The organism is Aquimarina sp. KJ22-3, from assembly GCF_055808215.1.
Genome location: NZ_CM147859.1, coordinates 2,467,527 through 2,481,609, shown reverse-complemented (window position 1 = coordinate 2,481,609; position 14,083 = coordinate 2,467,527). Strand labels below are relative to the sequence as shown.

General features: G+C 35.4%; 12 protein-coding genes and 2 pseudogenes. 1 reads left to right on the top strand and 13 read right to left on the bottom strand.

Features of this window, described 5'->3' with window-relative positions; genetic code table 11:
* The first annotated feature begins 6 nt into the window (after window positions 1-6).
* Window positions 7-975 carry a hypothetical protein gene (locus AC0L3Q_RS11340; RefSeq protein WP_473286662.1) on the top strand — a complete coding sequence of 323 codons (969 nt, stop codon included), beginning with the start codon at window positions 7-9 and terminating at the stop codon, window positions 973-975.
* 25 nt (window positions 976-1,000) lie between these two features.
* Here the strand turns inward: AC0L3Q_RS11340 and AC0L3Q_RS11335 are convergent, their stop codons facing one another.
* From AC0L3Q_RS11335 to AC0L3Q_RS11275, 13 genes and pseudogenes are all read right to left on the bottom strand, one after another.
* Complete coding sequence (locus AC0L3Q_RS11335; protein WP_473286661.1) at window positions 1,001-2,146, bottom strand: GNAT family N-acetyltransferase; 1,146 nt, start codon at window positions 2,144-2,146, stop codon at window positions 1,001-1,003.
* A gap of 28 nt (window positions 2,147-2,174) precedes the next feature.
* Entirely contained in the window at window positions 2,175-3,263 is a 1,089-nt protein-coding gene (locus AC0L3Q_RS11330) for a GNAT family N-acetyltransferase (protein WP_473286660.1), read from the bottom strand.
* A gap of 38 nt (window positions 3,264-3,301) precedes the next feature.
* Complete coding sequence (locus AC0L3Q_RS11325; protein WP_473286659.1) at window positions 3,302-4,882, bottom strand: FAD/NAD(P)-binding protein; 1,581 nt, start codon at window positions 4,880-4,882, stop codon at window positions 3,302-3,304.
* Between the two features lie 3 nt (window positions 4,883-4,885).
* Window positions 4,886-5,536, bottom strand: a pseudogene (locus tag AC0L3Q_RS11320) (NeuD/PglB/VioB family sugar acetyltransferase); the annotation flags it as partial.
* A gap of 29 nt (window positions 5,537-5,565) precedes the next feature.
* Window positions 5,566-6,171, bottom strand: a complete 606-nt coding sequence (locus tag AC0L3Q_RS11315; protein ID WP_473286658.1) for a sugar transferase — start codon at window positions 6,169-6,171, stop codon at window positions 5,566-5,568.
* A 63-nt stretch (window positions 6,172-6,234) separates the two neighbouring features.
* Complete coding sequence (locus tag AC0L3Q_RS11310; RefSeq protein WP_473286657.1) at window positions 6,235-6,903, bottom strand: acetyltransferase; 669 nt, start codon at window positions 6,901-6,903, stop codon at window positions 6,235-6,237.
* 84 nt (window positions 6,904-6,987) lie between these two features.
* Window positions 6,988-7,233, bottom strand: coding sequence for an acyl carrier protein (locus AC0L3Q_RS11305; RefSeq protein ID WP_473286656.1), 246 nt, complete (start codon window positions 7,231-7,233; stop codon window positions 6,988-6,990).
* 10 nt (window positions 7,234-7,243) lie between these two features.
* Window positions 7,244-8,740, bottom strand: a complete 1,497-nt coding sequence (locus AC0L3Q_RS11300; RefSeq protein WP_473286655.1) for an AMP-binding protein — start codon at window positions 8,738-8,740, stop codon at window positions 7,244-7,246.
* Between the two features lie 23 nt (window positions 8,741-8,763).
* Entirely contained in the window at window positions 8,764-9,861 is a 1,098-nt protein-coding gene (locus AC0L3Q_RS11295) for a hypothetical protein (RefSeq protein ID WP_473286654.1), read from the bottom strand.
* A gap of 17 nt (window positions 9,862-9,878) precedes the next feature.
* A pseudogene (locus AC0L3Q_RS11290) lies at window positions 9,879-10,483 on the bottom strand (sugar transferase).
* Between the two features lie 92 nt (window positions 10,484-10,575).
* Window positions 10,576-11,805 carry a phenylacetate--CoA ligase family protein gene (locus AC0L3Q_RS11285; protein WP_473286653.1) on the bottom strand — a complete coding sequence of 410 codons (1,230 nt, stop codon included), beginning with the start codon at window positions 11,803-11,805 and terminating at the stop codon, window positions 10,576-10,578.
* Between the two features lie 23 nt (window positions 11,806-11,828).
* Window positions 11,829-12,878, bottom strand: coding sequence for a sugar-transfer associated ATP-grasp domain-containing protein (locus AC0L3Q_RS11280; protein ID WP_473286652.1), 1,050 nt, complete (start codon window positions 12,876-12,878; stop codon window positions 11,829-11,831).
* Between the two features lie 15 nt (window positions 12,879-12,893).
* Window positions 12,894-14,045 (bottom strand): glycosyltransferase family 4 protein, encoded by a 1,152-nt coding sequence (locus AC0L3Q_RS11275; protein ID WP_473286651.1) that lies wholly within the window; start codon window positions 14,043-14,045, stop codon window positions 12,894-12,896.
* Window positions 14,046-14,083 lie beyond the last annotated feature (38 nt).

The following is a 14,083-nucleotide window of genomic DNA, read 5'->3' as shown; positions in this document are numbered from 1 at the left end:
AACACGATGAAAAAACTTATTCTAAAAAGCGGTTTATACTTTTTTCTGATCCTAATTTTTCTGGAAGGTTTGGTACGTGTTTTTCATTTGGGAAAGGATACTCCTACTCGATTTCTTGATGAATATGAAGTTGAAAAATGGGTTCCGAATCAAAACGGTTTCTCTGTAACCGGAAATCGAAGGCAAAACTTTTCTGAATATAAAATTAATAACTCGGGATATAATTCTTATCGAGAATTTAACCCTACAGCAAATAAGACAGAACTGGCACTAGTGGGAGACTCTTTTATAGAGGGATTTCATCAAAACTACTACAATTCTATTGGTAAAAAAATAGAGCAGCAATTCGCAGATATTGAAGTATATGAATATGGTTATGCGGGGTATGATTTTGCAGATCAATTGCATCTTGTACACTCCTACAAAGAACAGTTTGATCATATTGATCAAGTGATATTGGGAATCAAGTTTTCTAATGATTTAACACGCTCCAAATATGAAGTAATGACAGGAAGACTGGCTCTAGAATCTCCTTTAAACAAATTACTCAAAAAGAGTAAATTATTGGTCTATACCAAGAGTATTGGACTTCTTGACCCTCCGCAAAAACTGATCTACAGGATGAGAAGTTTTCTAAAATCAAAGCAGGAACCCGATGCTGTTAGCGAAGAAGAAACTTTACGAATCCAAAAAGAGAAAGAACGACAATATTTAGCCAATTTTGAAAGCCTGGTTAATCTTTATGGTTTTGACAAAGAACGGTTTACGCTCTTACTAGATTCCAGAATCACCCCTCCTCTATTTTTAGAATACTTGGAAACGAATAACTTTGATTATCTGGATTTTGCCTCTTTATTTGAAGCGTCAAAAAAACCCACAACGTTAATTTATGATCGCCATTGGAACAACCATGGTAGAAGTTTGATTGCTAAAGTGATCACAGATCATTTGCAGCAAAACAAAGGCTGGAAATAAAGTCTACGAGAAATTACTGAAATCTTTAATCTGCAAAAATGATTTTTTGCATTTTGGAAACTCCACAAATGTAAAAACTATCCTTTTCTTCGGGTACTTGAATCACTTTTACCTGATCTACATGTTCGATACTAGTGTATAGAAAATCAAATACGTTTCTTCGTAGGTACAGATGTTCATCCTGATTGTAATCGATTTCTTGGTAGGTTTCGAATGTTTTTAATTCTTCTATTGCATGGGTCTCAAAAGACCTTTCCTGAATAGGATGTTCTTTTTTACGTTTTGCTTTAAAGTTTTTGTAGCGTACATAAGCTATTTTAAAAATAAACTCTTTTGCACTAGCTTTCAAGTATTCTGTAGTAGCCGTCAACCATCCCGAGAAGGATTTTTTGGGATATAATATTTGTTGTTCGAATTGATAGATATGATTGCACCATTCTCTTTTGTAGCTCAAATCTCCCATTCCCATTTCATAAGACAAGTGATCATTTGCTATACACCAATCCAATTTCTTAAATATCTCTACACTACCCAAGCTGAATTTTCCAAAATCAATATCAAAGGAAGATATCGCACTAAACAATCTTCCGTGAAAATGATGATTTAAGGAAACTACTATAGGCGTGTTTTTTTCATAAACTACAAACAGAGAAGCTTTCTTTTCATTGATCAAAGAAAAGTACATCTTTTTATAGCGATCCCACTGTTTTAAACTTTGGCTTACATCATTGCGTTGCTCAAATCTTCTAACCAACATTTTCTCCAGAGCATCTAGCAACGCATAATACTCTTCTCGCTGGATTTCTCCATAAAAGGTTTTGTAAGAGATATCAAAGCAAGTCTCTAGTCTTTTTACCCTTCGTCTTATCCCTTTGGCATTACTACGGAAACGAGCTTTTACATATGCATCTGCACTGGCAAAACCGTCTAACAAAATAGCATACCCTTTAAAAAATTGACTAATCGTCTTTGTATTCAGTTTTTCAGTATTGTAGACCGGCTTTAGGTAATCCGGAATAAAGAAAAATGAATACACCGTATCTGATCGATCCTCATACTCTGGATTTTGGATGGATTGATGCTCTCCATGGGTAGTAATCTCTGAAAATATTTGAGGTATATTTCCCTTTTCAAAAATTTCGAAAAAATAATCTACAATCTCTTTTTTCACCTGTTTTAGTTTTGGTTTATACCTCTTTTTAGGATTTCCATCGGTAAAACGGAAAAAAACAATTGTTCAACTCTTCTTCAGAAAATGTAGTATATTTTTGATTTGCAGACCTGCTTAAATCATCATAAACTTCTTGATTGATCACCTTTCTTCCTGTATAAAAAATCACATCTTCATCTTTTGGAAACAAAGATTTTTTATTTTTGTATAACCCGTCTCCATCTTTCATTCCTCCACCCAAAACATAGTGTTTCTTATCATTGGCAATAGCCCAATCGATAACTTTTACCCGTAGAAAATCATTAGGTCGATAACTGAAGTATTCTGCATTGGTCCCTCCCAAAAAGGCAAAAACGGTATCCTTATAGTTAATGATCAGCTCTACAGAAATAGGAATATCCTCGAAATATGCGACTGCTATTGAAAAGTTATCAATGTTCGAAAGGACAAGATCATCAAAATACGAACTAGAAAAGAAATAGATACTGGCGGCATTATTTCTACTCATCGTTTCTACATAAATATCATTAAATATTTTGATGACATCTTTAGTAATCTCCTGCTTGTCGAATATTTTAAAGCTCAAATCATAATTGACTGCTTTTCTGTAATTATTTCTCACTTTGGGTAGAAAAGCCGTCCATTGCGCTTCAAAATCTCCCAAAAGATTTCCTCTTACATTCGAAAGTGTTTGTATCAAATTACCAGAATAAGCCATATGATTGGCTGTTAAACTAAACCGAATAAACTCTGAGACAATATTGTTCTCTAGATACCAGGCATCTACTTGTCTCCAAAACTCAGATAGATCTTCTTCAGAAACATCAGGATTAAAAAGAGGACCATTATATCCATAAGGACTTATTACATCTCGATATTTACTTTTAACACCATTTACTTCAATTTCTCTTGACACAAAAGGCATTAATACACATGGGGTACCGTCTTTTTCTAACAAAAAGTAATTCAGCTTGTCAGAATCATTAGCAAAATAACGCAAATGCTCGATTGCATAATACACGTTATTATCCCATTTCTCCTGAAGAAGCGTTCTGTATTGAGATACATTTGCTTGATCATCGAGATGGTCGACAAGTAATCTGTAGTTTTGCTTCAATTGTACAACTATTAATTTAGGTTTATTATTTAGTTTCTTTATTCTACCGTATTCAGAAAATAACTACTGAATTTTTCAGACAGCACTTTGGACAACCATATGATTCGACCACAATGTTCTAAGTGCCAAACTGCCTTTCCATCAAAAATATTTCCAGCCAACAAAGGGCCCATGATGTGTAAATTCGGTAAGGCTTCCAAATCTTCATTCACCTCAAAACCGATATTAGAATCATTTGCCTTGGCATATCCTTTCTTTATCATATTCTGAAGTAATACAGGTATGTTCTCTTTTGACAGATTTGTACTTCCTACACAATTGATAATGATATGTACTGGATCCTGATCTATCAAATTGGTCTTGGTTTGGGTATCCAAGTATTCCAAAACATAATCTCCATTATCATTCTTCTTTAGATCCCTAAATCGCCCTGCAATATGATTGAATCTTCCTTCGGCTTTTAATGCATCTACGGTTTTGGAATAATGAAATCCCGCACAACGCTGTCTTCTCCCGATCTCATTACCATGAAAACAAGCAAACTTTCTAAGTTCGTCTGTATCTAACTTACCAAGCAACGCTCCAAATGCTTTGGAAACAATCTCAACAGTAGATGCTGCTCCCAAATTGATCTCATCAGCATGATCCAGGTCTTTATAGGTAGCATTCGCTATTTCTTGAGCAGTTAGACTTTCTTTATCTGCCAAGGCCTTTAAATGCTCAGGGACATATTCTTTTCTCTTTTCAGTATCAATAACAGAATCCGGCAACAATCCCTGAGTAGAAAGAAAAGAGAACTTATTTATCCTTGATTTTATATGAGCTATATCATTAAGCTTATACAACATTTCCAATCCACTGGCATTGGCTCCTACAATTAGTACATTAATCGGAGTATTGTTACCCAATCCTTCAGAAAAAGCATCAATCTTTTGCAAAGTTTGTGCTAACTCTGGTTTGTAAGGATCATTAGCGAAAAGAAGATTGTCTTCTTCAATAAGGTCCTCATCTTTCCAAAGATGGTTTACTGGCAATGACCCTACAGACAGTACTACTTTATGAGAAACAATAACTTGTTCATTTTTTAATGATAGGTGGTATCGTTCTGCTTCTTTTTCGATATCGATAACTTCACCGGTAACACAGCTTATTTCCAGTCTTCCCTCTTGTCTGAATTTATCTAAACGGCTGTTCACTTTTTCTTCGATATAGCATCCAAAAAACCTTCTGGGAATAAACAAATCTTCCCAATCATTGTTTTCTATTTTTTGAGCATGAGTTTGCATCCATTCAACGGACAAATCGCCTCCTTCTCTTTGCAAATTATCCAATAACCAACCTTTGTTCTCGTTAAGCCACTTGATAAACTTGCTCAACTCTGGTTCTGGTAAAAAGTTTTTCAAAGAAGTAATAAGGTGCACAGAATATCCTGATCTGGAACCATAGGGAATTCCCGTATGAAACTCGCTATACTTATCGATGATTGTGATGTGAATCTTTTCGGTTGCATCTGGAGTAGCTTCTAATTTATCTAGAAAATGTAAGATGGTAAAAGAAGAAGATATCCCTGAACCGATAAATGTTATATCTGATATTTTGGTTTTAATTTCGGCCTGCATGAATTAAGGTTGTTTGGTTTTAATAACTCTCCCTGGGTTACCTACAACGGTGGTATAATCAGGAACATCACGTATAATAACGGTACCGGCTCCTATAAGCGTATCTCTACCTATTTCTTTTACCCCCGTCATAGCAGTTACTCCCATACCAATATAGGCGTTTTCTCTTACATTGATCAAAGCTCCAATATTAACTCCAGATGACATAAAAACACCATCTTCAAGAGTTACATGATGTGCTATGGTACTATCCATATTGATCATGATGTAATTTCCTATCGTTGTATGCGGCATTACGATATTTCCTGCCAACATGTATACTGCTTCTCCAATGGTTACATCTGGTGCGATAGAAACAGTATGGTGCAAAAACCCCGGAATACCGTACCCTTCATTCTTTAATGTCGATAAATACTCTGCTCTTACTTTATTCACCCCGATAGGGCAATACACATCCTGTATTTTACTCTTAAATGTATTATCAAAAAGATCTTCGTATTTTCCCAAGACGGGAATACCGATCACATCTGTGCCTTGGAGATCGGGGTTATCATCGATAAAACCGATAATCTGCACTCCAGCTTCTTTCAAATAGGAAGCGTATACCTGCCCCTGGGTCCCTGCTCCTATAATAACTGCATTTTTCACTTTGTATCTAAAGTTTTTAGTGGTTGTTTTTTTGGTTAATTATTACCTGTAAAAGTAGGCATATTCAAATTTTGTCCGCTATTGATATCTTCTTTGAACAATACTTTCTTAATCGTTCGTATCAAAATCTTTATATCCGTTGTAAAACTAATATGTTCGGTATACCAAACATCCAATTTAAATTTTTCGTCCCAAGAGATCGTATTTCTACCATTTACCTGTGCCCAACCGGTGATTCCTGGTCGTACATCGTGTCTTCTTTTCTGAAAATCATTATACAACGGAAGATATTTTACTAATAAAGGCCTTGGTCCAATAAGGCTCATATCCCCTTTTAGCACATTAAACAACTGTGGAATTTCATCCAAAGAGTATTTTCTGATAAACTTACCCACTTTTGTGATGCGTTGCTCAAATGGTAAAAGCTCTCCGTTTCCATCCTTCTTGTCGTTCATACTCTTGAACTTCACAATTTTGAAAATTCTTTCATTTCTACCTGGACGCGCTTGAAAGAAAAAAGGCTTTCCATTGTTTGCTATGGCCAAAAACACAATCAGAAAAAGGATAATTGGGGATAACAATACTATCCCAAAAAAGGAAGCCAAAAAATCTAATAAGCGTTTCAAAAATGATTTATACATCTTTTTTTATTTAAAAAATTAAATCTTATCAAATACCTCCTCTACTTTAGAAAGAATACTAAACTAAGATTTAGAAATATATTTTTTTCCTTTTTTAATGGTTTCAATTTCCTTTCCAGGAACTCCATAAACTAATTTATAATCATCTACATCGTTCAGCACCAAAGCCCCTGCTCCAATAATACTGTGTCTACCTATAGTGACCCCTTGTATTATATTCGCTCCTAGTGATACTGCTGAGCAAAAATCGATCTTGACATTACCTCCAACGGTCACTCCTGGTGCAATACTAGAAAAATCATTAAGCACTCCATCATGTCCAAAACTTGCATTTGTGTTTACAATGCATCCATCACCTATCTCTGCTAGTGCGTTGATTGTAACCGATGCCATTATTACTGTCCCTTTTCCTATCCTAACGCTTTTACTTATTACAGCAGAAGGATGCACTACCGTGATAAATTCAAAATCTGGCTCAATCTCTTTAATTCTAGTATGCATTACATACCTTGTCCAATTATCTCCTATAGCTACAATACCTTTACAGACTCCCTGTTTCGCAAGGGCAGGAATGATATCCTCTGTTCCCAGAATTTCATAGCCTAATACTTTTTGTCCAATAGGTTTGAAAGAATCAATAAGTCCGTAAACTTTATACTTCCCAATACTTTCAATAGCCTCTATAATCACTTTGGCATGTCCTGATGCTCCTATTACTACTATTCTTTCCATGATTTTGCATTTGTACAATGATAATTGATAAAGGAATGAATCCCTTTTTCATTATACTATGACAAAAATCAGGAGAGTAATGATTTATATACCTAGCTCTGATTTAATGGTTTTCATCAAATCTCCTACATTGTTCATGTTCATCAAATCCATGAGTTTAAATTTGATTCCAAAAGTTTTTTCTACCTCGGTAATAATCATCATGTGGGTAACCGACTCCCAACCGTCTACATCATTGGCAGTGGTTTCGTCAGTAAGTTCAAAATTATCATGTTCTAATACCGCTACAAAGGCTTCTTTAACTTTGGATACTATTTCTTCTTGAGTCATTATTGATTAATTATTTGATATCAAAATACGTTCTAAGTTCTTTTCTATTGATTTTTCCGTTGATACTATGCGGAAACTCTTTTACAAATATAACATGCATAGGAATCATATAGTCAGGCATTTGAGTTTTCATATAATCAAACATAGCCTCTGTATCAAATTCTTCAGATTCTATCGCCAAGCCTAATTCTGCATTCCCTAAGCTATTGGTAATATCCAGAGCAACCATGTTCACCTTTTTCTCGGATTTGGCTTTAGCATGAAACTCAATTTCAGCAAGTTCTACTCTATATCCCCTTATTTTTACTTGAAAATCTGCTCTTCCTACGTAGAGAAAATCATCTTCTTCATCTTTAAAGCATAAATCTCCAGTTTTATAATAGCGTATCGATTCCCCTTCCTCTTCTCTTGTAAAAAAACTGACTGCATTTTTCTCTTCATTCTTCCAGTATCCGGGGGTTATTTGCGATCCTGCTAAACATAACTCTCCGGTAACTCCAACAGGAACTTCTTTATTTTCTTGATCTACCACCAGGTATCGTGTATCTTTTTGAGGAGTTCCTATGGCAATAATCCCATTATGATTCTTGGTATGTGTTTCCTTATGATATGGGTAAAAACCACTGTATACCGTAAACTCTGTTGGACCATAATAGTTAAATATCTTACAATTTGGCAAACAGTCACTCCACTCTTTGGCGATATCATAATGCAAAGCTCCTCCTCCAAAACTACAGTATCGAACATCCGGAGCATTGATTTCTGAAAAATAAGGTCGTAAGTAATTAATAATAGAAGGCACCATAGTAAGTACGGTTAGCTTTTCTTCTTTGATCAACTTGAATACATAAAAATATTTGATCGCCCCTTTAGGAATTGTATACATACAAGATCCTGCAAGCAGTGGAAACAAATAAGTAACCACCGAAAAATCGAAAGTAAGCTCAAACATTTGCAAACAACGATCAGAAGGCACCAAATTAAAATCTGGTTCTGCCTCTATTGCATTTACGAGTCCTTGAACATTATTGAATGTAATAGGAACTCCCTTAGGCAAGCCAGTGGTTCCTGATGTAAACAATATATACGCCAGATCCTCTCCATCCCCTGCTTTTGGAACAAGATTAGGTGCAGCATCTGGTAATGTATGTGTTTGTATTACAGAAAGTGAATTATATAACGATTCCTCTGAGGAATCCAACACATATTTGGTCTTTGTCATTTCAAAAACCTGTGTGTTTCGTTCTATCGGAGATAAAGGATTAACAGGCACATAAGCTTTTCCTTCAAACCAAAGCGCAACGATACTCGCATAAGTGTATAGATCATCATTGGTCACCAATCCTATCAACTTTTCAGAATCCTCAATCGTAGAAGCAATGGCTTGTCTTATTTTGGATATTTCGTTAGCAAAATCCTGATACGAATAAAACACTCCTTTGATGCATAACACATTGTGTTGTGCATGGCTTTGTATGGATTCCTGAAGTTGATGTATAAAATTCATAGTTGGTTAATCGTATTTTTGGTCTAATAAAAATGTCCGTCTCTATTCAATAATTCTATATGTTCAAGATTCAAATTGGTCTCATTATGCGCCAGTCCTTTCTTGATCACCTTATGGGTAAATATGGTCTTATACCTTTTGGTAATGGTATCAGAAAGCTGGGTGTCATCTGTAAAAATGAATCTTCTACCTGATTTTGCAAAATTATCAATAAGTGCATCTACACATAGTTCATAATGCGCTTCATCTTTTGCCAGAAAATATTTCACATTCAGCTCGTTAAAATTAATCACATAAGATATAAATCCAATAATCTCCTTATCCTTAATTACTTTTAAATTATGAATATGAATATTATTGCTTATACCCGTTTGTAAAGCCTTTCGCGGAAACTTTTTGGAAATCGGGGTTTGCAAGTACTGACCGGAATCAATTTGCCAATTGATATATTCTTTGGTTTTGTATATCAGGTCATTCTGGCAAAGTGGTTCGATAAATTTCCAGGTAGGTTCGTCTATTTGATTTATATAATCGTAGTGCAACGATTTTGTGTTTTTCTTGAACCTGAATCCATTGATCCACTTGAAGAAACTGTATATCACCGAATCCACCGCTTCCAAAAGAAATTGTACTGGTTTCAAAAATTTAAACCTTCCGATCAACATCGAGGGATCTAAACTGAAGAATATTGTATGTCTTAACCTGGAAGCGATTACCGTAAACGGTTGTTTCTCGTAGAAAGTATTCACATTTTCTGCATAGGACTTAATCAAAACTCGTTTCCCGGTTAGATTTACTGCTTCGTTATAGATATAGGTGCCCAAAACCGTATCCTTGTAAGTAGGATGTACCCACCACGAAATCATCCAGTATACCTTTTGCGGTTCTTGGTTATGAGAATTCGCAAGATCTGGAAACATAAAAATAAAGGAGATCATTTTTTGGTCTTCATAACCAATCACCCCGCAATAATCATCTTCAGCAATCCTAGAGTTAGCAACCAACCAATTCGCCTTAGCTCTTGGCATTGGAGCTAGCTTATCCTGCCAAAATGTATTTTGATCAATTGCTTCTCTCAGCATTTTTTTGGTGATCCCAATTACCTCAAGATTTTTGCTCATAGTACTGTTTCTAAACCCTAATTGTTTCCATTAAAATATTCTGACGTCAGTTCTTCGGATAGATTTACATCTTTTTTCTGAATCACTTTCTGTAATGTTAATCCAATGATTTTCAAATCGACCAGAAAGCTAAGATGCTCTACATACCAGACATCATACTCAAACTTTTTTTCCAGGTAATAGAATTTCTTCCATTAACCTGAGCCCAGCCTGTAATACCAGGCCTAACATTATGACGTTTTTTTTGTGTACTATTATAGATGGGGAGATACTCTATAATTAATGGTCTAGGACCAATTAGTGACATTTCACCTTTTAACACATTCAGCAATTGCGGAATCTCATCAAGCGAGGTTTTCCTAACAAATGCTCCTACTTTTGTGATTCTATCTTTATCCGGTAACAAGTTACCTTGGTCATCCTTCTTATCATTCATCGTTTTTAATTTAACGATGCTAAATATCTTTTCATTTTTCCCAGGCCTTCTTTGCACAAAGAAAGGTTTTCCCTGATTGGCAATAGCCAGAAAAATAATCAATATCAAAAACAGTGGAGAAATCAAAACCAACACTGTGAAGGAGATACAAAAATCAAGAACACGTTTGAAAAAAGATCTATACATTATCTAGCGGCTTAGCGTCAATCAATTGTTCATTTCATTAACCATCACTCTTCTTTTTCCAGATGCAAGTAACGGAATTTCATCAACATATTCTACAGTGATTTTGGCATCTTCGCCCAAATACCCTTTAAAGTCGTTAACAAACTCATTTTCTCGCAAAAAATCACCTTCGCTATTGATTTTAAAATGATACGTTCCTTTTGCTTTTGGATCAACTGACACTGTTTCAATTCTGGATAGTTGTTTACCAATAACACCAGGTTTGTAGAAATGTGCTCTCCTTTGGTATCATAAATCTGATCGATCTTTCTTCCATTTACCTCCAAAAGAATGGCTTTTCCATCTACGGTATCCTTTCTTCCAATATCACCAGTGTCATATCGAATCATCGGTACTGCATAATTAAACAGATCGGTAATCACTATTCTTCCCGACTCACCATCGGGTACTCTTTTGTTGGAGCCGATCTCCAGAATTTCTACCAGATAACTCGCCTCATTAATATCAAAGTGTTTTTTATTTCCGAGAGGTTGCTGTGCCAAAATTCCGTTCTCTACATTAGAATACCTGGAAACCACTTCGGTATCAAAATATTTAAGAACGCTTTGTTTGGTATAGTCATTCAATCGCTCAGACATGGCGATGATTGACTTGAGATTATTGGGCACAACTGAGTAATCATTCCTGTCTAAGTATTTACAAATCTCTTCGTAGGCAGAAGCATATCCCAGCCAGCTATCTGAAGATTTACTATTTGGCAAGTCATCAATTACCTGTTGTATTAGTTTTTCATCTCTAAACTCAAATACATCAATTGGCACTATATTTTGTAATACTCGTGTTGTAAAACTCTTTTTTTCAAAGGCATTCCACATTCTGAAATAAGTCAATCGGTTTCCTATTTTAAAACCTGCATTTTCAGAAAAAAATATGGTATCCGCCATGTTTCTGAGTCGCTTATTCTTATCCTGAAACGTTTTGAAAGGTGTACCTGTGGAACCACTAGTACTTACCGTAAATTTTGGTTGATCCTTAAAAGCTGTGGATTGAAAATCGTCAAAATTCTCTCGAATTACATTTTTATTGATCACCGGAAAATCTTCGATGGACCCATATCCATTTTGTTCCTGGTAAAAAGGTGAAGTAGCTACGGCGTGATCCAGCACTTTTTTTAAATGTTCTTCTTTGTATGCTATCGCCTTTTGATTCAAAGGATTTTCATTGACAAACTTGATCTCTTCGTAATGACGTTTTTTAGCCCCACCTTTTAATCCGTCTACGATCCAAAAAGCTTTATTTCTAGCTGTTTCAAAAAGTTTCATTCCCCGATTTATTGTTTTTTTTACTAAATGTTACTAATGATTTCCTGATACAATGGATGTTTACAAAACCCTCCAAACACCAGATCAGGACCTAACAAGGAGTTATTATCATTCCCTTCTATAATAACTGGTCCATTTTGGCTAACCGCAATATCCCACCCTATGATTCTATCTGGAATATGATTAACACATTGTTTTACCAGATCACAAGCTTCTTTGAAATAAGGAAGCTCATGGTTTAAGAAAACTGTTCCTGTATCTGGATGGCTTTTAAAACGTTTACCACCGTATTTCATCAATTGATAACTTTTTTCTACCAGCACTCCTTTCTCCATATCGATAGCTACCCAGAAACCACCACCACTGCTATTATCCAGAACACTACCTCCTCTACCAAATCTCATATACCCCGAAAGAATATGCACGTCTCCTTTGTTATCCAGATACGTATCAAACCGTATAGTGTTTACGCTATGTGGATACAGTACATTGATATTTTCGTGCTGAATGATCACTTCTTGATGAATACAATCGTTATTCATAATATATTCACCGTGTTCTTCTACCGTTTGATCGACATTATCTTTGGTAACCAAATAGGCCCCTACACCTCCCATTTCGGTAATCGCTTTTACAAAAATCTTGGTGATTTCTTCTTTTTCAAAAAGGGTATTAAAATATGTTGATAGGTCTTCTTTACTATGTACTAGGGTAAAATTAGAATTGTAAAAAAAACGATTCTTAAGATTGTAGGCAATCATCGGAGGAACAGGCAACTTGTTCTTCTCCATGAATAGAGCAAAAGCTAATTTGTTTCTAAGCAGTGTTGCATATTGCGGACGATGCAATTTTTTGGACAAAGTAATGTTATCCACTTCTTTACTGCTCAAGTAATCTTTATAATTTTTTACATCTTTACGATATAAAAATTTACCAAAGTAGAAATAAGGAAATTCTTTTTTGGCCATCCAAAACCCAATAGCTTCTCTAAAAATTCGAAAAAAACTTTTCCGCTCGGGGTCCTTGAAAAAAACATCAAGTCTTTTTTTCAATAACTTAAACTTCCTTTTCATTGATTGTAGATTTGGTTAGTTCATCAAAGATCGGTATTCTTCTAATAAGCTCTCCCATACCACCTGACATTCGTATCGGGTAGTTATAGACGTTCTTGAGTTTGCCGCCAACGTATTTCTTACCTCGTCATTTTTTATGAGTTCTGATACCTTTTGATATAGGGCTTCTGTATTTTTAACGGGTATGATTAATCCGTTTTCCCCTTCAGTGATGATCTCATTACATCCATTAATATCAGTTACTACACTTGCGACTCCCATAGACGCGGCTTGCATCACCACATTTGGAAAACCTTCTCGATAACTAGGAAAAGCTAAAATATCAGAAATTGCAAAAAAGGGTCTTACATCATTCTGCCACCCAACAAAAATGATATTTGGATTTGTTTCAATCTCGCTTTCAATCTCTGGAGATAAAGGATCCAGATCTTTTTCATAGATACCCACCAAAAGTAATTTGGCTTCTGTATGATCTGTACTGATTCTTTTAAAAGCTTGGACCAATTCATTAATTCCTTTATCCTTTACCAACCTACCTACATAAATAATCACCTTATCAGACGATTTGATTTTCAATTCGTCTCTAAGCTTCTGATTATCTTCTGATGTATATAGAGCAGGATCAAAAAAGGAAGTGTCTATCCCATTAGAACTCCCATTGGCTATCACCTTTAGCTTTTTAGGCTTTGTGTATTTATTTTGAATAATAATATCCTTTAACCCAAAAGAGTTCGGGTATATCATTGTAGCACAGGCATAAGTAATCTTTTCTACTGTATCTAATAAAGTTCTTTTTGGCCCTGTAGCTTCAAGTAGTGGTAGTCCAGCAATAGTATGCAATCGATGTGGTACTCTGGCTAATTTGGCAGCTAGCATTGCCAATGTTCCTGCCTTTGGTGTATGGCTATGAACAATATCAGGTTTTTCTTTTCTGAAGATCCTATATAATGTATAAACCGCCTGAAGATCTTTTATAGGTGTGATCTTTCGAGTCATTTCTACCGGCACCACAGCAATGCCCTCTTCTTTTGCGACTCTATCCAGTCTCCCTTCCCCTTTACCTGAGATACCGATAACCTCATAGTATTGAGACATAAATTTTAGCTGGCCTTTGAGTAATCCTCCTAAGGACTTTGGTATGGTTGTAACACGGATAATTTTATTCATATTCCCCCTTTACATGAAAATTATAATCCTGGTTTATT

Excerpts from the sequence above, each read along its gene's own strand:
- AC0L3Q_RS11340 (WP_473286662.1), top strand. The coding sequence starts at position 7 with ATGAAAAAACTTATTCTAAAAAGCGGTTTATACTTTTTTCTGATCCTA.
- AC0L3Q_RS11295 (WP_473286654.1), bottom strand. The coding sequence starts at position 9,861 with ATGAGCAAAAATCTTGAGGTAATTGGGATCACCAAAAAAATGCTGAGA.
- AC0L3Q_RS11300 (WP_473286655.1), bottom strand. The coding sequence starts at position 8,740 with ATGAATTTTATACATCAACTTCAGGAATCCATACAAAGCCATGCACAA.
- AC0L3Q_RS11325 (WP_473286659.1), bottom strand. The coding sequence starts at position 4,882 with ATGCAGGCCGAAATTAAAACCAAAATATCAGATATAACATTTATCGGT.
- AC0L3Q_RS11310 (WP_473286657.1), bottom strand. The coding sequence starts at position 6,903 with ATGGAAAGAATAGTAGTAATAGGAGCATCAGGACATGCCAAAGTGATT.
- AC0L3Q_RS11275 (WP_473286651.1), bottom strand. The coding sequence starts at position 14,045 with ATGAATAAAATTATCCGTGTTACAACCATACCAAAGTCCTTAGGAGGA.
- AC0L3Q_RS11315 (WP_473286658.1), bottom strand. The coding sequence starts at position 6,171 with ATGTATAAATCATTTTTGAAACGCTTATTAGATTTTTTGGCTTCCTTT.
- AC0L3Q_RS11305 (WP_473286656.1), bottom strand. The coding sequence starts at position 7,233 with ATGACTCAAGAAGAAATAGTATCCAAAGTTAAAGAAGCCTTTGTAGCG.
- AC0L3Q_RS11280 (WP_473286652.1), bottom strand. The coding sequence starts at position 12,878 with ATGAAAAGGAAGTTTAAGTTATTGAAAAAAAGACTTGATGTTTTTTTC.
- AC0L3Q_RS11285 (WP_473286653.1), bottom strand. The coding sequence starts at position 11,805 with ATGAAACTTTTTGAAACAGCTAGAAATAAAGCTTTTTGGATCGTAGAC.